This is a genomic window from Cysteiniphilum sp. GTC20157, from assembly GCF_055396795.1.
In genome coordinates this window covers 456,249-475,842 of sequence record NZ_AP044698.1, presented here as the reverse complement: position 1 = coordinate 475,842, position 19,594 = coordinate 456,249, and the positions used below count along the sequence as shown (strand labels likewise).

23 protein-coding genes and 5 tRNA genes are annotated in these 19,594 nt (G+C 38.5%); 10 read left to right on the top strand and 18 right to left on the bottom strand.

Annotated elements, in window-relative coordinates:
* Positions 1–506 precede the first annotated feature (506 nt).
* Together trpR and ACZ5V8_RS02125 are read left to right on the top strand one after the other, a co-directional pair.
* Positions 507–803 carry a trp operon repressor gene (gene trpR, locus ACZ5V8_RS02130; protein ID WP_464218157.1) on the top strand — a complete coding sequence of 99 codons (297 nt, stop codon included), beginning with the start codon at positions 507–509 and terminating at the stop codon, positions 801–803.
* An 11-nt stretch (positions 804–814) separates the two neighbouring features.
* Entirely contained in the window at positions 815–1,315 is a 501-nt protein-coding gene (locus ACZ5V8_RS02125; protein WP_464218156.1) for a GNAT family N-acetyltransferase, read from the top strand.
* 38 nt (positions 1,316–1,353) lie between these two features.
* Here ACZ5V8_RS02125 and murG read toward each other — a convergent pair whose 3' ends face one another.
* On the bottom strand, positions 1,354–2,457 hold the full coding sequence (gene murG, locus ACZ5V8_RS02120) for an undecaprenyldiphospho-muramoylpentapeptide beta-N-acetylglucosaminyltransferase (RefSeq protein WP_464218155.1): 1,104 nt from the start codon (positions 2,455–2,457) through the stop codon (positions 1,354–1,356).
* Positions 2,458–2,651: 194 nt separating this feature from the next.
* On the opposite strand from murG, the gene purD reads away from it, so the two are divergent.
* The 7 genes from purD (at position 2,652) to ACZ5V8_RS02085 (ending at position 8,184) form a co-directional block, all read left to right on the top strand.
* The gene (gene purD, locus ACZ5V8_RS02115) at positions 2,652–3,944 is read left to right on the top strand and encodes a phosphoribosylamine--glycine ligase (protein WP_464218154.1); all 1,293 of its coding nucleotides are present in this window, start codon (positions 2,652–2,654) and stop codon (positions 3,942–3,944) included.
* 181 nt (positions 3,945–4,125) lie between these two features.
* Complete coding sequence (locus tag ACZ5V8_RS02110; RefSeq protein ID WP_464218153.1) at positions 4,126–4,914, top strand: hypothetical protein; 789 nt, start codon at positions 4,126–4,128, stop codon at positions 4,912–4,914.
* Positions 4,915–5,056: 142 nt separating this feature from the next.
* Positions 5,057–5,938: a hypothetical protein gene (locus ACZ5V8_RS02105; RefSeq protein ID WP_440616220.1), complete on the top strand. Its 882-nt coding sequence runs from the start codon at positions 5,057–5,059 to the stop codon at positions 5,936–5,938.
* A gap of 3 nt (positions 5,939–5,941) precedes the next feature.
* A complete protein-coding gene (locus ACZ5V8_RS02100) occupies positions 5,942–6,307 on the top strand; it encodes a hypothetical protein (protein WP_440616219.1) in 366 nt (121 codons plus the stop codon).
* A gap of 103 nt (positions 6,308–6,410) precedes the next feature.
* Positions 6,411–7,130: a hypothetical protein gene (locus ACZ5V8_RS02095; RefSeq protein WP_440616218.1), complete on the top strand. Its 720-nt coding sequence runs from the start codon at positions 6,411–6,413 to the stop codon at positions 7,128–7,130.
* 449 nt (positions 7,131–7,579) lie between these two features.
* Positions 7,580–7,759, top strand: a complete 180-nt coding sequence (locus ACZ5V8_RS02090; protein ID WP_117003371.1) for a type II toxin-antitoxin system HicA family toxin — start codon at positions 7,580–7,582, stop codon at positions 7,757–7,759.
* Positions 7,760–7,773: 14 nt separating this feature from the next.
* Positions 7,774–8,184 (top strand): type II toxin-antitoxin system HicB family antitoxin, encoded by a 411-nt coding sequence (locus tag ACZ5V8_RS02085; RefSeq protein WP_464218152.1) that lies wholly within the window; start codon positions 7,774–7,776, stop codon positions 8,182–8,184.
* A 480-nt stretch (positions 8,185–8,664) separates the two neighbouring features.
* On the opposite strand, the gene ACZ5V8_RS02080 is transcribed toward ACZ5V8_RS02085, so the two are convergent.
* The 15 genes from ACZ5V8_RS02080 to ACZ5V8_RS02010 form a co-directional block, all read right to left on the bottom strand.
* Positions 8,665–9,027 (bottom strand): hypothetical protein, encoded by a 363-nt coding sequence (locus ACZ5V8_RS02080; RefSeq protein ID WP_464218151.1) that lies wholly within the window; start codon positions 9,025–9,027, stop codon positions 8,665–8,667.
* A 52-nt stretch (positions 9,028–9,079) separates the two neighbouring features.
* The gene (locus tag ACZ5V8_RS02075; RefSeq protein WP_464218150.1) at positions 9,080–9,379 is read right to left on the bottom strand and encodes a hypothetical protein; all 300 of its coding nucleotides are present in this window, start codon (positions 9,377–9,379) and stop codon (positions 9,080–9,082) included.
* Positions 9,380–9,713: 334 nt separating this feature from the next.
* The gene (locus ACZ5V8_RS02070) at positions 9,714–10,670 is read right to left on the bottom strand and encodes an AAA family ATPase (protein ID WP_464218149.1); all 957 of its coding nucleotides are present in this window, start codon (positions 10,668–10,670) and stop codon (positions 9,714–9,716) included.
* Positions 10,667–11,563, bottom strand: a complete 897-nt coding sequence (locus ACZ5V8_RS02065) for a toprim domain-containing protein (RefSeq protein ID WP_464218148.1) — start codon at positions 11,561–11,563, stop codon at positions 10,667–10,669. Before ACZ5V8_RS02065 ends, ACZ5V8_RS02070 begins: the two co-directional genes overlap by 4 nt.
* Complete coding sequence (locus tag ACZ5V8_RS02060) at positions 11,550–12,119, bottom strand: hypothetical protein (RefSeq protein WP_464218147.1); 570 nt, start codon at positions 12,117–12,119, stop codon at positions 11,550–11,552. The genes ACZ5V8_RS02065 and ACZ5V8_RS02060 overlap by 14 nt, the downstream gene beginning before the upstream one ends.
* On the bottom strand, positions 12,116–12,406 hold the full coding sequence (locus ACZ5V8_RS02055) for a hypothetical protein (RefSeq protein WP_464218146.1): 291 nt from the start codon (positions 12,404–12,406) through the stop codon (positions 12,116–12,118). The genes ACZ5V8_RS02060 and ACZ5V8_RS02055 overlap by 4 nt, the downstream gene beginning before the upstream one ends.
* 4 nt (positions 12,407–12,410) lie before the next feature.
* Entirely contained in the window at positions 12,411–12,932 is a 522-nt protein-coding gene (locus tag ACZ5V8_RS02050; protein WP_464218145.1) for an antA/AntB antirepressor family protein, read from the bottom strand.
* On the bottom strand, positions 12,929–13,141 hold the full coding sequence (locus ACZ5V8_RS02045; protein ID WP_464218144.1) for a helix-turn-helix transcriptional regulator: 213 nt from the start codon (positions 13,139–13,141) through the stop codon (positions 12,929–12,931). The genes ACZ5V8_RS02050 and ACZ5V8_RS02045 overlap by 4 nt, the downstream gene beginning before the upstream one ends.
* 201 nt (positions 13,142–13,342) lie before the next feature.
* Positions 13,343–14,380: a hypothetical protein gene (locus tag ACZ5V8_RS02040; protein WP_464218143.1), complete on the bottom strand. Its 1,038-nt coding sequence runs from the start codon at positions 14,378–14,380 to the stop codon at positions 13,343–13,345.
* A 232-nt stretch (positions 14,381–14,612) separates the two neighbouring features.
* Complete coding sequence (locus ACZ5V8_RS02035; RefSeq protein ID WP_464218142.1) at positions 14,613–15,875, bottom strand: tyrosine-type recombinase/integrase; 1,263 nt, start codon at positions 15,873–15,875, stop codon at positions 14,613–14,615.
* 185 nt (positions 15,876–16,060) lie between these two features.
* Positions 16,061–16,143: transfer RNA gene (locus tag ACZ5V8_RS02030), tRNA-Leu, on the bottom strand.
* A 6-nt stretch (positions 16,144–16,149) separates the two neighbouring features.
* Positions 16,150–16,225 (bottom strand) — tRNA-His (locus tag ACZ5V8_RS02025).
* 179 nt (positions 16,226–16,404) lie between these two features.
* A tRNA-Arg gene (locus ACZ5V8_RS02020) sits at positions 16,405–16,481 on the bottom strand.
* A 30-nt stretch (positions 16,482–16,511) separates the two neighbouring features.
* Positions 16,512–16,588 (bottom strand) — tRNA-Pro (locus ACZ5V8_RS02015).
* Positions 16,589–16,599: 11 nt separating this feature from the next.
* A tRNA-Phe gene (locus tag ACZ5V8_RS02010) sits at positions 16,600–16,675 on the bottom strand.
* Between the two features lie 200 nt (positions 16,676–16,875).
* Between ACZ5V8_RS02010 and ACZ5V8_RS02005 the strand changes: the two genes are divergently transcribed.
* A complete protein-coding gene (locus ACZ5V8_RS02005; protein WP_440616215.1) occupies positions 16,876–17,364 on the top strand; it encodes a dihydrofolate reductase in 489 nt (162 codons plus the stop codon).
* A 135-nt stretch (positions 17,365–17,499) separates the two neighbouring features.
* Here ACZ5V8_RS02005 and lolD read toward each other — a convergent pair whose 3' ends face one another.
* Together lolD and ACZ5V8_RS01995 are read right to left on the bottom strand one after the other, a co-directional pair.
* Positions 17,500–18,195 (bottom strand): lipoprotein-releasing ABC transporter ATP-binding protein LolD, encoded by a 696-nt coding sequence (lolD, locus tag ACZ5V8_RS02000; RefSeq protein ID WP_464218141.1) that lies wholly within the window; start codon positions 18,193–18,195, stop codon positions 17,500–17,502.
* Entirely contained in the window at positions 18,188–19,438 is a 1,251-nt protein-coding gene (locus ACZ5V8_RS01995) for a lipoprotein-releasing ABC transporter permease subunit (protein WP_440616280.1), read from the bottom strand. The genes lolD and ACZ5V8_RS01995 overlap by 8 nt, the downstream gene beginning before the upstream one ends.
* Positions 19,439–19,594: the final 156 nt, after the last annotated feature.

Sequence of the window (19,594 nt, the reverse complement as noted above, 5' to 3'; positions counted from 1 at the left end):
GCGCTTATTACATAGCTTTTACGCCCATCGTAAATCATTTTGCGGTGTTTAGTTGCAAAGCAGTTTATGAGGGTTTTACAAAGTTGGATTGCAGGTAATAGCTAGGACTATTGCCAAAATTCAACTTTGTAAAGGCGCGGCAAATGCAAAGCAAGAGATTCTGTAAAATGGTTTATGATGTAATGGCGCTACCTTAAGAAGTAGCTTATAAATATAGGCTTTGCAACGACGTTAAATCAATCATCCCTGATAAAATGGATTGCCACGCATCCATGCTCGCAATGACAGCCTCTGACTTGTCATCCTGAGCCAGGATGGCGTAAGGATCCAATGCGGAGCTGCCATGGATGGTTAGTCATCCTCCTAAAGGTAGTACCATTAGTTTATGATGGGTATATGTCATTATATTTTGCCAAGCACTGAACGCGTTTTTAAATTTTTCCAATTTTAGCTGGACAGATCACAATCACGCATGTATCGTTACACTAATACAAAGATTTGGTCGCATGATCATGGAATCCAACTGGAAAAACTTAGTTAAACTGTTACAACAGACAAATGATGAAACTGAAATGACAACATTATTGGATTTTTTGTTCACACTTGAGGAAAAAAATCAGATAGCTAACCGCTATGCTTTAGCAGAACTTATGATATTAGGTGAAAAGCCTCAGCGTGAAATTGCTAAAAACTTAGGGGTCAGCATCAGCACTGTGACGCGTTGTTCTAACGCATTAAAAGTGTTACCTGGCGAAATAAAACAAAAGTTCATACAACCCAAAGCTAAAAAAGCTAATACTTAAAGGAGCGCCTTATGACGATTCAAGCACTAACAAAAGCACATCAATCACAAGTTCAACAACTTTTTGCTGATGTAAACTTTTTTAATGCTGAATGGTTTTTTAGCCCAAGACAGCTCTTTTTTGGCTTTTTTACTAAGCGCAACGAACTTGCCGGCGTTGCTCACATCGAAATTTATCACAATGCCATGATTGTTAAAGCATTAACAACACACAAAGCACACCGCAATCAAAAAATTGCAGCGAAATTACTCAATCATATCGAACAGCTTGCTGATAATCTTAATTGTGATGCGTTATATGCGTTTACACACTTTGGAGCCAACTATCTTGAGTGCGCAGGCTTCGAACAAACAATCAAGATCAAGTTACCACTGCAAATCAGCGATTACATCTCTAATCAAAATCTAAGTGATATTATCATTATGAAAAAGGTGTTATCCAGCGCAAAAAAGCATCTAATGCGGCAAGAATCGCCAATAGCTCAAGTTCAATTGAGCCATCTTGTCGCATAAACTAATTTCTTGATTTAAATACGGCTATTTACTTTAATTCAGACAGCAAAGTATTTTTTAGTTTCTGCCACAACTTTTGCAACAGCATCTAACTTTGCAACACCCTTTGCATGATTCGACATTTTCTCAAGCTGAGCACGATTCATATCCATCGCACGCACAAAAGCCATTAACTTTTGCGCATTAAAATTCTGCTCACGGATGCAAATTGCTGCCTCTGCCTGAACTAGAAATTGCGCATTGTGATATTGATGATCATCTACCGCTTGGGCAAACGGCACAAAAAAAGCAGGTACACCGGCGCAAGCAACCTCGGAAACAGTTAGAGCACCCGCACGACAAACAACAATATCTGCCCACCGATAAGCAGCTGCCATATCACTGATAAATGGCTCAATTTTAAGCTCACATTTATAATCAGGAGATAATGAATTATAGGCATCTTTAGTCTCTTGATACGTTTTCTCACCTGTTTGGTGCCATAGATTAACGCAAGCATCCTTTGGCAAATCACGCACAAATTCTGGCATCGCGTCGTTTAATAGCTTAGCTCCTTGACTGCCTCCTAATACCAAAACATTTAATACATGCTTATAAAAATCATGGTTTTGCTCATGCAACACCTTTATCTCATCACGAATCGGATTACCAATCACCTCAATACTTGACTTTGTTTTAAAGGCACTGGTTGGAAAAGCGCACAGCACTTTACGCGCAAATTTAGCGAGTGTTTTATTGGTCATCCCAGGACGCGCGTTTTGCTCATGGACAATCAAAGGCACACGCATAAGGCGTGCGGCTAACCCACCAGGACCTGCTGCATAACCGCCAAAGCCAATAACCACTTTGATTTTTTGTTTGCGAATAACTCGCACTGCCTGCAAGACCGCATAACTTAAGCTAAAGGGCAAACACAGTTTTTTTAGCATGCCTTTTTTACGCACACCACGAACAGATAGATAATGCAGTGGATAACGCTCACCAACCAGTTTAGTCTCTAGACCATATTCAGTCCCAAGCCAAAACACTTCAATGCCTTGCTCTTTAAGCTCATCTGCTACCGCTAACGCTGGGAATATATGCCCACCAGTTCCTCCTGCCATAATAAGCACACTGTGTTTTGAATTATGATTGTGCTTCACGCCATCCCTTATCTATTTCATCTCACAAGTTTTGCTAAATTGTACAGCACATCTTAGTTGCAGCAAATGATTATGCACTAATTTGTATATCCACCTCCAGTATACGCTTAGCAAATAACACCTGCAAAATGATTTCCCAATGATATACTAACGAGCATCTAAAACTTACAAACTTAACGCCAAAGGAATCCTGCATGAAAATATTAGTTATTGGTAACGGTGGTCGCGAACACGCACTGGCGTGGAAGCTTGCTCAATCTGAGCATGCCAAACACATCTATGTCGCCCCTGGTAATGCCGGCACTGAATGTGAGGCAAAGGTTAGCAATGTTGACATTGCGGTGACTGATATTCCACATTTAATAAACTTTGCCAAAGATAATGAAATCGAGCTGACTATTGTCGGCCCTGAATTACCCTTGAGCCTTGGAATTGTCGATGAATTTGAAGCCCATGGTTTAAATTGTTTAGGACCGAAAAAGCAATGCGCACAACTGGAATCCTCTAAAGCTTTTAGCAAAGACTTTATGACCAAATACAACATCCCAACAGCGCGCTATCAAAATTTCACCGAAGTTGACAAAGCCAAGGCTTATCTGAAAGAAGTGAGCTTACCGATTGTTATCAAAGCTAGCGGTTTGGCTGCAGGCAAAGGCGTTGTTATCGCTCAAAGCATACAGGAAGCCGAAAGCACTATTGAAGATATGCTTGATGGAAATCGCTTTGGTGATGCCGGTTGCGAGATTGTTATCGAAGAATTCCTTGATGGCGAGGAAGCAAGCTTTATTGTACTGTGCGATGGCACACATGCATTAGCCATGGCAAGTTCACAAGATCATAAAGCACGTGATGATGGTGATAAAGGACCAAACACAGGCGGTATGGGCGCTTACTCACCAGCACCAATTGTTACTAATGAAATTCACCAACAAGTGATGCAACACATTATTCAACCGGTCATTGATGGTATGAAAAATGAAGGTGAAGCCTATAAGGGTTTTCTGTACGCAGGACTTATGATCATGCCAAATGGCGATATTAAAACCTTAGAGTTTAATTGCCGCTTTGGAGACCCTGAGACTCAACCAATTATGATGCGCTTAGAATCTGATTTAGTTGAACTTGCATTTGCCGCATTAAATGAAGAACTTGATGAATACGAGACTCAATGGAACCCAGATACAGCCTTAGGTGTAGTAATGGCAGCTGGTGGCTACCCTGATAGTTATAACAAAGGGGATATTATTATTGGACTGGATCAAATCAATGATGCCAATAGCAAAGTCTTTCACGCTGGCACCAGACGCGATGGGGTAAGTATTGTTACCAATGGTGGCCGTGTACTTTGCGCTACCGCATTAGGTGGTGATATTGAAGAAGCTTATAATCACGCCTATAAATTAGTAGCCAACATTACATGGCAAGACGAATATCACCGCAAGGATATTGGTAAAAAGGCATTCGCCAAATCATCAACATCTGCTTGAATAGGCGTGCAAGATAAAATTAAGCTGACGCTTTTATCTCTTGGGATAATATCAATAATAGTGATTCAGTTCACTAGAGTTAATGGTCTAAGTTTTTTGTTAACTGAATAGCTACTGGCACAACCAAATAATGTAGTCTAAAATTTTGCATAACAACGTGATATGTATTGGAGTATACATAATGAAGAGCATATTGATTTGCATTTTATCCTTGATTCTTTGCTCATGTGCTATTTTTACTGATAAATACACATACAAAAACCCAAATCCTAAAGCACTTACTAAAAATATTAAATGTTTAAAAGAAGGTGTATCCTTTTCTCCTCCGCCAACTAAAGATACTTTAGTCTCGAATATAGGTGATAGTATGTTTATCTCTTCTAGAGATATAATTATGCAACAAAGAAAAATAAATACTCAAAACTTGAGAAATGGTTTTGGCTCCTCTAATCCATCAGATTGGAGTGACACCTACATATATGATGATGGTAATATGACATCTTTAGTGTTTACAAGCCCTAGCTTTTATGCTGGGATTCTTGGAGTTATTGCTAATACAGAAGGCAAATTTATGACAGAAGAACCATTTGTAGCTGTTAAAGGTAGTAAAAAAGGATGGCGATGGGAAAAACCTAGTAATTCAGGTAATCATTTTTTCTCCATAATAGAAAATACAATTACTGTACAGCAATGGAGAGTTCGCTATTCAGGTTTCAAAAATAATAATCTGCATATCCAAATCATACCACTCATAGGGGAAACCTCTGAAAAAGGTGTAATACATGACATATATATTACTAAACAACAGTTCATGCAGGGTTTTTCATTGAAAGAAATATTTATTAAAGGAATCTCAATAAATAAAGATGCATCCATAACCTATACCGTTAAAAATACTAAGAACTATTTCCCTTGCAATAGAGACCCTCAAAGTTTGAGCTTTTTAACAAATAGTCAAAATGACAAATGACTTTAAAGATATCACTTAGCAGTGCAATAGTACCATGCCATTTGCACCCAAGCCCACACTGGAACTGACTAACAGTTTTACTATACTCATATCTGAACTGAAAAGTTAGTTAATATTCATAGCTCATGCATAAGGATAGGACATGTCAAACGATAGCGATAATACTCAAAACTCTATTGATATCATTCAAGATATTGCCATCAAAAATGGCTATCTACTCGAATTCGAGGTGTGTCAATCAATTGATAAATTAATCAATACACAAGAACAATCAGAAATTAGAATGGGGGAGCTCATTGGCAGGGATAACATTGAAGTTGATATCATTGCTGCTTTTTATGATAAAAATTATATAATTGAATGCAAAGGAGCTCAAGAAGGAACAAATTTAATCCTTGTCAAAGCGCCTAAAAGCATTTGTGATAAAGACAATGATACTACTGAGGGCTATTCCAGTGATGTTGTATGTCCGCTAGTTACTAAAAAACATAGGCTAGCTTCAGGCAGAGATATCAACTATAGAGTTCTTAACTTTAATATTAAAGATGGTCAGTCAGCACCATATACAATTAATGGCAACTTCCATCAAATGAAGTCGAATAAATGCTTTGATTCAGCAGACTCCAGAAATAATTTTTATAAAGCACAGCAACAGATATGCCAGACCATGGAAAATTTCTCACCAATCCAATCTATTGAAGATGATGATAAACCATACCCTTCAATAGTAATCCCTATAATAGCAACTAATGCAGATATCTGGGTTATTGACTATGAGACTAACAGTGGAGGCAATATCAATCCAGTGATTGAAAAATATGATTGGGCTATCCATAGGGTAGTAAACCGGAGTCAAAATATAAAAATTATTATAAACCCCGAGCTGCAACACGCTTCACCAATCATGCAAGTGCTTATAGTTAATAAGCACAAAATCAGAGAATTAATCAAGCTTTTGAACGATAGGATTAATATTTATAGTGTGCCAAAATTTACATTACCAGCTCAAAGACAAGAGGAATAAATTATGAATTCAGAAAGTATTGGACAAGAGCTAATTGATTATATTAAAAATCACGCTTGTTTACCTAAACATGCTAATTATCGCCATCAATATAATGGTCATGGCAGTGATTATAAATGCTATATTGATTGGGCTGTGAAGGATGATGGATTGCCAAGTACATATTCAAAAATTATCGAGATTGTAATACCTAGAGAAACACTCGATGACTACCCTTGCTATAAAGATAAGACAAAAGCTAAAAATAAATTAGTCTTAATAATCGATGATTTTATATCTCACTTTAATCCAACAACTTCCCCTTCTCCTTATACACTCAGACCAATAATACCAATTCTCATTAAAAGCGAAGACATCTGTAATTATTGATAATACTTAAAGCTAATACACACTAAGTATTACTCATAACCTAAGCTTTTTACTATACTTGCGAATACTGTTTATCTCTCACACAATCAATAAGGACATCGTTATGTGGGTTGAATTTTTTAGTGCGCTTGTTGGTGCATTTTTTGGTGGTATTGCTGCACTTATAGCCAACATAATACTTCATAAAAAGCAACAGAAAAATTCTGAGCATGTTTCAATTAGCACTAATATCGCTATGATAAATACTATCTTAACCAGAGTCTTTGAGTTCAAAAAGTATTTGATTGAACTTAAGAATGACCTAAATAATGAACACCAATGGTTCGACCCCACTAAAAATGTAATCCAATTTGAGACATTAATTCCACCCATTAGCATAGTAGAGTTAAAGCTTATGACTTTAAAATACCCAAATATTATTTTGTTATTAAATAGGCTAAACTCATCTATAACAGAATTTAATACAAGCTTAAATGAATACAATAACGCCATTAAGAGTGCGCATAAACTTGAAAATAATGCATGGCACTATAAATGGTTTAAGTTTTATGAATGCCTATTAGGTTCCACAGATAATGTTATATATTTTTCCACGCTAGCGCAAAAGCAATTGGCTATATACGGGGCTCGCACATATGGCAAAAGATTTATTTTAAAAGAAAACAAGTACACTGACCGAGGCGATTTAATTCCTCCACCTAAACCTTGCTGGGAGGAAATAGTTTATTTTCCCAAATCAGACACTCGCATAAAAGTGTTTAAATTTCAATACGGAACTTATAAAGTCGAGTGCACTATATCAAAAAACAATATAAGCAAGTAAATGTCGAATAATTTGAGGCATTATAATATGATTATGTGGTGCGACGGGGGAGGCTCAAAGAACATGCTAAAAACTTTGATTTAAAAGCATTTAAAAATAGATTATTCACTCAAGAGGACATTACAGGGGACACTTATCGCAATGTGCCCCTAACCATCTATTTAGTACTTCCCAAGATTTTCTCAATTATATCATTCGATAGGTATTTCGCTTTTTGAATACCTTTTCCATTTACATAGGTGTACAAAACGAAACGAAATCAATTTTTTTTAGGCAGTAAGAAAATGCTATTCGCGCATGTCAAACCTGCCCGCTTTCAAGCCTCCGGAAGTACCTTAAAGGCTGAGTGTCACGCTTGAGCATGTGTTTTATCATTTTTGATAACTTTACCTTGACGTTTTTATCATTTTTGATAAAATAAAAACATAGCAAGCGCGGAGCGTCATTGAATGAAATACAGTGAGTTTAGAAAATGGTTAAAAGACAATGGCGCAACGTTCAAAAAAGCAAAAGGCAGCCATTTCAAAGTCTATTTAAATGGGCGCCAAACTATCTTCCCTGACCATGGTGCAAAAGAAATTGGTAAAGGGTTGGTTGAGAAAATTAAGAAAGACCTAGACTTGAAATAATACGAGGTGAGCTGATGAAATATAATATTAATATTCAAAAAGACAATAACGGCGAAGACTTAGTGACATTCCCTGATGTACCTGAGGCAGTGACAACTGTTGAAAACCCATCCGAATTACAAACTCAGGCTGTTGACGCGCTTATTTCTGCTTTTGACTTTTATATTGAAGATAAAAAACCCATTCCAATACCTCAAAATATTGACGTCGATTACATTACATTACCAGTTGGTCTCGCTGCCAAAGTATATCTTTATAACGAATGGCTAGCGTCTAAACTTAAAAAAACCGACATCGCTAGTAAAATAGGTGTCGCGCCATCAAATCTAGATAGATTATTCAACCTACGTTATCGCTCTAAAATTGAAGCAATAGAACAGGCTTTGGCGGCGCTTGGTAAGCATCTAGATATCAATGTAGCTTAGGCTTAAAAGGAAGCTTTAATGTTATTAGCTAGCTTGTAACTGAGTAATTAAAGCAAGGTACAGATTTGTACCCTTTAATGTTATTAGATAGCTTGTAACGACTCACTCACACAACACATTGTTAGCAGGTGGCTCTCAATTTATTAAAAGGTACTTTCTAGCCTTTGTAGCAACGCAGGTTTGATACGCGCAGACAACACTTTCTGCGTGGGTTTTCGGATTACTGGGTGTAGGACTAGGTTAACACCCCTCAAAGGTATACAACAAAAGGGATTAAGACAATTTCAAACATATAGTGCAATAGTCGATTTAGGCAATATAACCACTTTAAACGCTCCTGCAAATTCAAGAGCTTAGACTTGGGAATATTTTAACCCCTTCATTTCAGAGGTTAAACTTTAATCATGCCAACCCTCACTGGGAGGGCGGAGAAAAATCAGTTAATGGGTTAGTTGAAAAAGTTGAGATACACAGTAAGTACTACAATGCCAGCACAGCCTTCTTAATGGTTTTTTTATGAAACCCACATATATCAACAATCTCGGCTTCGCTATAGCCTTTGTTAACCATGTATTGAATGATGCTTTGCTTGGCAAAAGCCCTTTTATCACGGTGATGCTCTTTTTTGCTCACATATAAACGCTGCCCTCCAAACTCACTCACCAATTGTATAAGCACCTCTCTGGGTAGAATCTTCTTAAGCTTCAAGGCTGTTTGCGTATATATGGGGATATAAATCATTCCACGAGCATTACTTTGCGCAAGGTCGCACACTACATCCGCATAGTGTTCACCGATGGCATGCTGTATAAGTTTATAACCGATTGATTTTTGAACGTTCATTTTAAGTCACTCCTGTTAAGCTTTAATACTGTAATATTAATTGTTTACTGCATCATTGGTTTAGATATTGACGTATCCAATTGTTAGCCTTTCTTCTGGCTAAGTTGGTGCGTTTTATTGGACAATCCTCAGCATAATATTCTTCAATCCATACTTGGCAATACTGCTCGATGATTGCATACCGTGAAAACCAGCGCGTATGAATAAGCTGCCCCCTGACATAGGCAGCATCTAATGGCGTTATTCCATATGGTACTAAATCAACCAGTGTTTTTGGTGTCGAATTTTCAGGTTCACCAAAGGGAATCTCACCCCCGAAATTGATACTTTTTTGTCTTATAACTTCACTCATTTTTTGTCACCTTTAGCATGGCAAAATGTGTAGATTTTGCGACCATATTATTGAATTATTACTGCAACAAATTTAGCCCTTTTTGTTGCAGATCAAATAGCATCCAGTTGCAGTTTGTTGCAGAAAAAGTTGCAGTTGCAACACCTATATAAAATAAGGGTTTGAAGCACATTCCTCACCTGTTACTGTTGCAGTATTTGTTGCAGCGTTTTTCGATTTGTTGCAATGTTGCAGCCCCTAAGGGAGTGCAACACTGCAACATTTACAAAAATTACTTTTATTTTTTCAAGAAAAGCATGGCAAATTCTGGCTCGTAATTTAATCAATTCACTCATCATACACCCCTTATAATTCCATCGCATTTTTGACGCTTTTGGATGATTCTAGACACTTGATATCTTTCGAGTTCAAGTTCCTTGGCTATATCTATCTGCTTCATCCCTTCTTGGAGCATTGCCATCACCTTATCATCAATACCATCGTCAAAATCTTCACACACCCAACCGTCACTGGTTAAAGCTGCTTTAAAGGGCTTGGCATCCTCGCCATAAAACAAACGTGCTTTAGTATAACTTACCTTAAAAGCCGCACCGTCCTCTGCGCTATAGCCTTCCTCATGTTCAAGCTTTATTACTGTGCTGAGTACATCTTCTTTCTTACTGGTTCCACGTTGGTCACCGTTCTTATTAGAATGATGGATAAATAAAACCGCTTTCCCTTTAGCTCGTAACTTAAGTGCCCATTCCTGCACTGGTATCCAACTATCTGCTTCATTATCTCTGCCATTACGGCATAAGGTGCTGATATTATCCACGATAATTAATTCAGCATCGTTAACTGCATCCTCAATCAAACTGGTATCCCTTATGGTTGATAAATCTGGAGATATTTTATCCTCCAATAAATCAGGGGTTATAATGCTTAATGTATCGTCTGCAAGCTGCCTGCCGTTATCAATACTTTTTAAACGCTCTTGTAATGTATAAGCAGGCATTTCCCCATCAATAAACAAAACCTTAGCTTTACGCGGGGCACTCCATTTTAAAAAGTTAATACCTGCTGCTACAGCATATGCAATATTTAAGCTGACATGCGTTTTTCCTACACCACGCATGGCATATATCATTGCTAAGCCTTGTTCCTCTATTATGGGGTACAATAAAAAATCAGCAGGCTTAAGCCGTATATTCAAAAACTCACCCAGCTTTACAGGTAAAATCATTTTCTTTTGCGCCTGAAGTTCTGCCGTTATTTGGTCTGTATCTTTAGTCATTTGATTAATACTACTCATCCTCGCCCCCTCATATTCAGCATGCCCCTAGCACTGAGCCAATCATTCCAATCAGTGCCTTTTTCACCGTCTTCAAATCGCGGCACGATATAATCACAATCTGCGGCTTCGGCTGCTTCTCTGGCTGCTAATACGCCTGTGTTTTTTGCACCCATACGGTCATTGTCTGCGCATATAACAATTTTATTGAATGGGTAACGCTTACGTAGTGGTACTGCAACTTGCTTTAAATTACCCGCATCAAACGCACAGTAAACGCTATCATTTGGTTGAATCATTGCCCAACTTGCTGCTGTCGCGTACCCCTCTGCAATTAATATCTTAGCGTCCTTACCTTCTCTTACCTGCAATGGATAAAAACCTGCCGCCTTCTTGCCTCCCTTGAAAAAGCGCTTATTTCCTTGTGGCGAAATAATTTGCAGCGATTGCAGTGACACATTGTCATTAAAGCCATAAATAGGGACGATTAGCGCATTATCTATGCCTTGAAGATGAGGTGCCCAGCGCAACCCAAAAGATACAACGCTTTTCTTAACCAAATAACCATGACTATCAAGTGCTTCTTCTGAATTATCCAGAATATACTGACATCTTTTTGCTACATCTTCCTGCTGCTGCACAAGTTCTTTTTTTAGTGATTCAGCCCGCTCAATAGCCTCATTGTATGTTGTCATTCTCTCAGCATGTGTCATATTCTCCATATTGGCATGCCATACATGCTTTTCATGGCTAATCCAATCACTGAACACAGCACACTCCTCGTTAAACATAATTAACCAAGCGGCTTTATTATCTTTGCCTTTATCTGGTGCGGGAAAACGTATAATTCTGCCTAGCTCAATGCCTTCTGGGGGCGTATGACCGCAACTAACCATAAATTCACGCAAATCCATAACGCACCCCCATGTGATTACAAATAATACGTGTTGATGAAGTAACCCGCGACCGTGGTGAATAATAATACTTAACTGCCATTTTTTTAGCTCCTGTTAGGTTTTCCTTACTAATCGGGTGGTTAGAAACTGCCCTAACAGAAACAGCACGCATTATTCCCCTAAGAAGGGTATTGTATTGATGCGTCCACCCGACTATACAAAACCACAAGCTAATGGCTAGCCAAAATTTAGATATAATCGTATTGTGATTATCAAGTTTTACGGACTGATAAGCTCCGCTGTTAGTTCCATGGGTTTCTACGCCCGCTCTATTTTGCTGGCTTTCTACGACCAACATGGCAGAGCTTAGCAAAATCTTAGCACAAAGCCAAGGCGGAATTATTGATACATTTATAAGCGCATAACTGTTTCGCCATAAGCATAGCTTTGATTGAATTGTTTGAGCCAACGAAAATAATTGCTGCACTTGTCGAGGGGGCGGAGTAAACAGGGGACTATTAAGCGGGTTCCCTTTTACTTCCACATTAAACTTATTACTATTTACCACCATCATTTTGCACCATCCTTGCCATTCCTAGATGCAACTATCTGCCGTGCTACATCTTTTTGGCTATCATCAAGGTGATAGAAACCTGTGTGGACCTTTACCCCATATTGGTCAATACGTGATTTTTTTACCATATTAATAACAAAGCCTTTCTTACGTAACTGCCTAACAGTCTCAGGAGAATTTAACCCACCAAAGCGATTTAAGTCATACCTTGATATTTCACCTCTTAAAGTGAGTTCTTTAAGTGTTCTTAATTGACGTTTACTTAATTGAATTTCATTACTTAACATAGCCTTACCCCTCTTTACTTACTAAGTCATCATAAAAACCTAAATCCAACGAATACTGCGCTTCATCAACGAGCCTTTTAAACTCTTCTCTGGCTTCCTTTTTGGTTCTTTTTAAACTCGCACCCACTTTCCCCCAGGCACTACCCATTTGCTTAATTTCATTAATCTGTTTTGATACGGCATTAATTGACTCTGTGAATGTGTAGGCATTAACAACACTGTGTAGCTTTTTCTCACACCCAATAAAATACTTACGTGCTTGCTTTCCTTTATCACTACGCTGGAGCATCGCTATCTCTTTAGCGCAATCAATGGTTAGGAAATAATCCACTTTATTGTGTCCACCATGCCCATTTGCTTGCTTAACAAATTTGTTAAGCAAGATATAGTCATCATTTTCCTCGAAACCATATTCAAACATCCTATTGCACCAGTTAGTAAATTGCGCTTTAGGCGCTAAAAATGCATATAGTTCCCTAGCGGATACCGCTTGTTTAAATGCTTTATATTCTTTAATACTAATCATACTTTCACCCCCTTGTTTACTTTGCTATCGCGCGCTTTTATGCGGTTATCTATCCATTGGTTAATATCTGATTCCAACCAGCCGCTAGAGCGCTCGCTTAACTTAATAGGTGCGGGAAATCTTCCCTCTTTGGCTAATCGATATATTGATGCAGTAGAAAGGCTTGTTTTCTCTACCACGCAAGGCAACTTAATAATATTTGAATTCATTGGCTCATCCCCCTTTAATACACTTTTACACAATCATTACTTAACAAGACATGGCGCCGCGTCTTGTGGTGTATTATGGAAAATAAAAAAGACAAATAAAAAGGGGGGTGAATATGGGGTAATTAACCAATCACCCCACATTTAAATCCTTATTAAATAAAGGGTTCAGGTATATTGAAAAAAATGAAAGTCACTCTACATTTAGTGTTTTTCAGTAGTATCTTCCATGCTTCTTCGTCCAGAATTTAGGGTAAATAACTGCTGCTTTTTGAAGAAGTCATTAAACGTTGCTTTTGCTCTAATGAATAATTCTGGTGATGCCTGCTTTAGTATTTCATGAACTTCTGCCTTTGTATGGCTTTTCTTTATCACCCCGAGGTTTATAGCAACTTTCAAGACTAACTCTCGCTGTTTTTGAGTATTATTGACTGCTCCACCAACATCTTGCTCGCTACTAGCATTATGAGGCACGCTCTTTAAAACGTCATTACTTCTTGACTCATCATTACTACTCTTATTACTTAACCTTTGCTCAAACTCCATAATATCTGCATATGCAAAGTACAATTGTAATTCAACAAATTCTGGCTTTTTAATGCTTAAAGAGAAATCAGGTTCAAGCTTAGTTTGAAATAGAGTGGTTATATGGTTATCCCCAGTCATCTCATCAACAGATAACCAACCATACCCTAACTCTTCTGCATAGCCTTCATAACGGATTTTAACCAACTCAATTATAGGGGAGTTAATAGTAACTTCATAATCGATGTGTGATGAAAGAACAGAGTAGAAATCATCAGACTCATCCTGTTCTATCAATCCATAATTAACCAACACCTTAATCAACTCGAAAGGTAACCAGTATTGCCACAAAACTCCATCATAAAAAGCCTCCCGCCAAACCCTAAGTGGCTTAAAAGGCTGTTGTTCATGCAAGTTATTTTGAAGAAGGTTTAAAGCCAAGCACAATTTGCTTTTAACTTCTTTATTATTGCTGATTTTACTTTTAAGGGTAAGCTTGACAGCTTGATACTTCTCCATCGCTTCCATAGAACGAATAGTTACGGGGATGTCATAAAATGTAATATATTCAGAAATTCGCTCAAGTGTTCTCCCATTTTCCGTCAGCCCCCACCTTTCAATTAGTTCATGATAAGTTAACTCCAATGGGGGGCGGTAAAAATTCTTTTTTAAACTCCATTTGCTTTCCCAAGCATCCACTAGGTAAAACAGTGCCATACTGGTGGATAATCAGCTATTCGGTAGCGAGCCTAGACACTGTTTAAGACGTTATGATAGTTTAAAATAAAATTGCTGTCTAGGGTAGTAAGTCAGCACTTAAAGATATGTAATACATATGCTCAAAACACCATTCCCCACTGGGGGCTTGGGTATTGCAGCTCTTGTTTTTAACCTCCTCAATTTGAGGGTTGGGGTGATTGAGTAAATCCATTTGATACTATAATATCAACTACCCCGCTTTAAAATCCGACATATTAACAACATTCTCACCATCTCTTAGGTTGTCTAAGTAATCTGCCCATATCTGCATCATTCTGGTACGCTCTTTGATATATTGCGCATGGTTATAAGCCGCTTTCACTTTATTGGATTCGGCATGTGCCAACTGCAGCTCTATCATATCACTATGAAAACCATACATGCTTGCCATTTCATAAAGTCGTGTACTTGCCATATGCCTAAAACCATGAGTATCATGCTTTGGCTTATCTCCTTCTTGCATTGGCTCTGCGCTATCTGATGAATGCTTATAACCCATTGCTCGCAATGCCAATCTTAACGAGTTCATATTCACAGGATTATTAGGCTTTTTTGCGCTGGGGAAAACGTATTTTCCATTACTAGAATATGATTTCATTTGCTCAATAATAGCCCATGCTTGCTTTGATAACGGCACCATATGTGCTTTGCGCATTTTCATACGCTCTGGCTTAATATGTATTTGACGGTCGTCTTCGTGTATCTCTTCCCATTCAAGTGCCGCTAATTCAGTAGGGCGCAACATCACATAAGGGGCAAGCTTTAATGCCATAACTGTAGTATAAAAACCATGGTAGTTATCAATATCACGCAAAAGCTGACCTATGTCCTCTGGCTTTGTTACTGCTGCATAGTTTTTGCCTTTTGATACTTTTAAAACAGGGCTGATGCCTGCTACTGGATTATGAGAACATACACCACTAGCCACACCATAAGCAAAGATTTGATTCAGATGACTCTTAACCTTATCTCTCTGCTCAAGGTGACCTTCAACTTCAAAACTTTTTAAAAACCTAACGACTTCTGGCGCCTCTATCTTATCAATATTCCTTTTCCCAAAGGTCGGCAGAATAAAGCGATTTAACCTACTAACGGTTTGCTTATAGTGGCTGGCTGAAAACTCATTCTTTTTGACATCTAACCAGTAGGCAGCAACATGCTCAAGTGTCTTATCATTTTCTGCTTTCTGTTTGTCTTTATAGGTTTTTGGGTCAACTCCATTAGAGAGTAACTCCCTATATTCTGCTGCTTTTTCTCTTGCATTTTTTAACGACAAATCAGGGTAAGTCCCTAAACTAAGTTTATAGGTCTTGCCAGAAAGTTTGTATTTAAACAGAAAAGACTTTGAAGCTTCCCTTAAACGAAGATATAGCATGCTACCTCTCCCATCACTGAAAAGCTTTTCTTTCCCTGTATACTTCAAACCCTTTATTTTACTATCATTCAACTGCATAAGTGTCCCCAAATCCAACATTTGGAAATTTTTATTGATAAATTATAGCACAGGGGACACTACAGGGGACACTTAAACGCAAGTCCTTATGATACGCTATAAAACGTTATGAATACGTAAAGCTTTATAAAACAAGGACTTAAAGATGGTGATGAGATGATTTGAGGCGTTATAATATGATTATTTGGTGCGGACGGGGAGACTCGAACTCCCACGGTTGCCCGCTGGAACCTAAATCCAGTGCGTCTACCAATTTCGCCACGTCCGCAAAGACTGGGGTGAACGATGGGACTTGAACCCACGACAACCGGAATCACAATCCGGGGCTCTACCAACTGAGCTACGCCCACCATAAATTGTAATATTGCAGCCTAAGTTGCTAGAGCTGCTTTTTCTAAGCTCGACTCCTGCCTCACTAAGAAAACCGGTGCTGCGCTGTCCGTGCTCCGCCCGTTCGATCTAAAACTGCTTCACAGTTTTTTTTACGATCTCACCCAACTGAGCTACGCCCACCATAAACTCTTTTTAATGGTACGCCCGGCAGGATTCGAACCTGCTACCCTCGGCTTAGAAGGCCGATGCTCTATCCAGATGAGCTACGGGCGCATTTTCTCTATCCGCCATTGACGGTAAAAATGGTCGGAGCAGAGGGATTCGAACCCCCGACCCTCTGGTCCCAAACCAGATGCGCTACCAAACTGCGCTATGCTCCGAATATTTCTAATGGTGGCCAGAGGCAGAATCGAACTGCCGACACGAGGATTTTCAGTCCTCTGCTCTACCGACTGAGCTATCTGGCCAATGCCGCATATTAAAGCGGATTTACCTAAACCGGTCAAGCACTTTTTTGAATAATTTACCGCATCCGCGAGAAAGGCTACAAACTAGACAAATAAAGGCTTCAGTTGTTTGCATTAAATACAATTTGATGCCCAATCTTGCTGAATTTTGCGTTACAATGCCTTTCATTCATTTTAATGACTAAAAAGAGAAATCTATTATGTTATCAATTATCGTTGCATATGATCAAAAACAAGGCATTGGCATTAAAAATAGCTTACCTTGGAAACTATCTGATGATTTGAAAAATTTTAAAAAACTGACTGAAAATAATTATATCGTCATGGGACGTAAAACCTTTGACTCGATTGGACGGGCACTACCCAATCGCAAGAATATTATTTTAACGCGTCAAAAAGATTACACTCAAGACAAATGTGCCATCGTTCACGATATCGAGCATATTCTTAACCTGGCTAAAGACAAGTCACACTATGAAATCTTTATCATCGGTGGCGCTGAGATCTATAGTGTGTTTTTACCCTTTGTCGACCGGCTATACATTACCAAAGTACATGCATTAAAAGAAGCTGATGCCTTTTTCCCACCTTGGCAAGAAGAAAAATTTAAACGCATTGGACAACGCAGTTATCAAAAGGATCAGAACAATGAATGTGATTTTGATTTTGAAGTATGGGAAAGGCTTTGAGGTTAAACATTAATGTAATAATTCAAAAATAAGTTGAGCTTCAATTACTCCCCTCACCCGCTGCACAAGCAATCCCGCAAGGGGAGAGGTACTAGCTGACGCAACTTATTCTTGATTCATTACATGAAGTAAAAACTACTCTTCTATACGCCCATCCGTAAGTCGATACACCCTGTCCATTTCGCTAGCAAAGTGCTCATCGTGTGTTACAACAACAAATGCAGTTTTAAATTCATTGCTCAATTGATGCATTAATTGCAATACTTTCTCGGAGTTCTCAGCATCAAGATTACCGGTTGGTTCATCAGCCAAAATACAACTAGGCTTAGTCACCAAAGCACGCGCGATAGCAACACGTTGGCGCTCACCACCAGATAATGTACTTGGCTTGTGTTTAATGCGATGTCCAAGCCCTACCGCTTCAAGCATTTGCACAGAATCTTTTTGTGCTTGAGCTTTAGAGATATCTTTACGCATCATCAATGGCAACATAACATTATCTTGCGCACTAAACTCAGGCAATAAATGATGGAACTGATAAATAAAACCTAAATGCCTATTTCTTAGCAAGGCACGTTTATTGGGTGACAATGCATCCATACGCTTCTCCGCAAGGTAGACTTGACCTTTGGTAGGTGAGTCAAGTCCAGCTAACATATTCAAAAGCGTGGTTTTGCCAGAGCCAGATTGCCCTAAGATTGCAACTTTTTGCCCATATTCAACCTGCAAATCAATACCGTGCAAGACACCAGTTTCAAGCTTGCCTTCTTTATAAACTTTATCAACACCTTCACAAGAGATAGCACATTGCTTCAATTGAATATCATTCATAACGCAACGCCTCCGCTGGTTGAACTCTTGAAGCACTCCATGCCGGATAGAGTGTCGCTAAGAAACTTAAAATAAGTGAAGCAATCGCCACATGTACTAAGTCGCTCACAATCAGTTTTGATGGAATAAAATCAATTTGATACACACTTGGACTTAAAAATTGCACGTGAAAGACTATCTGAATCCAATTCACAATTTCTGTTGCATTAACCGATAATACAACGCCTAAGAGAATACCAATAATCGTACCAATCACGCCAATTGCTAATCCTTGGATAATAAAAGTCATAATAATTTGCCGCGATGACATACCCAAGGTACGCATAATCGCAATATCTGAACGTTTATCAGTAACAACCATCACAAGAGACGATAATAAATTAAAAATCGCCACGGCAATAATCAGCATCAAGATAAAAAACATCATCGTTTTTTCCATCTGCAATGCTTGAAAGAAGCTCTTATTCTCATCTGTCCAATCGCGCGCCATATAGAAATCTGGCAATATTTTCGTATTTAACGTCTCCTTTAAGAAAGGGGCTTGATAAATGTCTTTGACACCAAGCTGCAACGCGCTAACTGAATTGCCCATTTGAAATAATTTAGCGGCATCATTGATATTAACCAATGCATAATAACTATCATATTGATAACTGACACTAAAAATGCCTGAGACTTTAAACTGCTTTAAGCGCGGAATCATGCCAGCAGGTGTTAGATTCGCTTGTGGCACAATAAGGGTAATTTTATCACCAACTTTGACACCTAATGAGTCTGCTAAATACTTACCCAGAATGATATTAAACTTACCCGACTGTAATGATGATAAACTCCCTTGTTGCATATGCTCAGCAATAGGCACTACTGATCCTTCATATTTTGGATCAATTCCTTGAATTGCAGCAAAGGCATTGGTGGCATTAGCGGATAACATCCCTTGCCCTTCGATAATTGGAGCAGCACCTGCAATACGCTTATCTTTCTGCTCCAGTGTTTGCGCTAAACTCTCCCAGTTATATAGCTTACCGCCTGCTTGGTAAACCTTAACCGGTGGCACCATCATCAATATACGATCTTTGATTTGCTCATCAAAGCCATTCATCACTGACATCACTGTAATTAATACAGCAACACCTAACGCAATTCCAACAAATGAAATCGCTGAAATAATTGAAATAAACTGGTTTTTCTTTTTCGCGCGCAAATAACGCAAACCAATAAACAATGGCAACGGTCGATACATATATACATCCGTCAAATTAAACGCATCGGCATCATAACATAGTTGCGCTTGATGACATATACCCATCGCAAATCATTTTCAGTGCTTGATGACAAAGTAGTTTGTGAAGATTTTGGCAAGTTGAATAACCGCTAATAGATCGAACGATTATCAAAA

What these genes read in the sequence shown, in the direction of transcription:
- ACZ5V8_RS02055 (WP_464218146.1), bottom strand. Translation starts at nt 12,406, where the DNA reads ATGTTAAGTAATGAAATTCAATTAAGTAAACGTCAATTAAGAACACTT.
- ACZ5V8_RS02070 (WP_464218149.1), bottom strand. Translation starts at nt 10,670, where the DNA reads ATGAGTAGTATTAATCAAATGACTAAAGATACAGACCAAATAACGGCA.
- ACZ5V8_RS02090 (WP_117003371.1), top strand. Translation starts at nt 7,580, where the DNA reads ATGAAATACAGTGAGTTTAGAAAATGGTTAAAAGACAATGGCGCAACG.
- ACZ5V8_RS02060 (WP_464218147.1), bottom strand. Translation starts at nt 12,119, where the DNA reads ATGATGGTGGTAAATAGTAATAAGTTTAATGTGGAAGTAAAAGGGAAC.
- ACZ5V8_RS02080 (WP_464218151.1), bottom strand. Translation starts at nt 9,027, where the DNA reads ATGAACGTTCAAAAATCAATCGGTTATAAACTTATACAGCATGCCATC.
- purD (WP_464218154.1), top strand. Translation starts at nt 2,652, where the DNA reads ATGAAAATATTAGTTATTGGTAACGGTGGTCGCGAACACGCACTGGCG.
- lolD (WP_464218141.1), bottom strand. Translation starts at nt 18,195, where the DNA reads ATGAATGATATTCAATTGAAGCAATGTGCTATCTCTTGTGAAGGTGTT.
- ACZ5V8_RS02105 (WP_440616220.1), top strand. Translation starts at nt 5,057, where the DNA reads ATGTCAAACGATAGCGATAATACTCAAAACTCTATTGATATCATTCAA.
- ACZ5V8_RS02035 (WP_464218142.1), bottom strand. Translation starts at nt 15,875, where the DNA reads ATGCAGTTGAATGATAGTAAAATAAAGGGTTTGAAGTATACAGGGAAA.
- ACZ5V8_RS02100 (WP_440616219.1), top strand. Translation starts at nt 5,942, where the DNA reads ATGAATTCAGAAAGTATTGGACAAGAGCTAATTGATTATATTAAAAAT.
- ACZ5V8_RS02005 (WP_440616215.1), top strand. Translation starts at nt 16,876, where the DNA reads ATGTTATCAATTATCGTTGCATATGATCAAAAACAAGGCATTGGCATT.
- ACZ5V8_RS02075 (WP_464218150.1), bottom strand. Translation starts at nt 9,379, where the DNA reads ATGAGTGAAGTTATAAGACAAAAAAGTATCAATTTCGGGGGTGAGATT.
- ACZ5V8_RS02065 (WP_464218148.1), bottom strand. Translation starts at nt 11,563, where the DNA reads ATGGATTTGCGTGAATTTATGGTTAGTTGCGGTCATACGCCCCCAGAA.
- ACZ5V8_RS02095 (WP_440616218.1), top strand. Translation starts at nt 6,411, where the DNA reads ATGTGGGTTGAATTTTTTAGTGCGCTTGTTGGTGCATTTTTTGGTGGT.
- ACZ5V8_RS02045 (WP_464218144.1), bottom strand. Translation starts at nt 13,141, where the DNA reads ATGAATTCAAATATTATTAAGTTGCCTTGCGTGGTAGAGAAAACAAGC.
- ACZ5V8_RS02125 (WP_464218156.1), top strand. Translation starts at nt 815, where the DNA reads ATGACGATTCAAGCACTAACAAAAGCACATCAATCACAAGTTCAACAA.
- ACZ5V8_RS02040 (WP_464218143.1), bottom strand. Translation starts at nt 14,380, where the DNA reads ATGGCACTGTTTTACCTAGTGGATGCTTGGGAAAGCAAATGGAGTTTA.
- ACZ5V8_RS02085 (WP_464218152.1), top strand. Translation starts at nt 7,774, where the DNA reads ATGAAATATAATATTAATATTCAAAAAGACAATAACGGCGAAGACTTA.
- trpR (WP_464218157.1), top strand. Translation starts at nt 507, where the DNA reads ATGATCATGGAATCCAACTGGAAAAACTTAGTTAAACTGTTACAACAG.
- ACZ5V8_RS02110 (WP_464218153.1), top strand. Translation starts at nt 4,126, where the DNA reads ATGAAGAGCATATTGATTTGCATTTTATCCTTGATTCTTTGCTCATGT.
- ACZ5V8_RS01995 (WP_440616280.1), bottom strand. Translation starts at nt 19,438, where the DNA reads ATGTATCGACCGTTGCCATTGTTTATTGGTTTGCGTTATTTGCGCGCG.
- ACZ5V8_RS02050 (WP_464218145.1), bottom strand. Translation starts at nt 12,932, where the DNA reads ATGATTAGTATTAAAGAATATAAAGCATTTAAACAAGCGGTATCCGCT.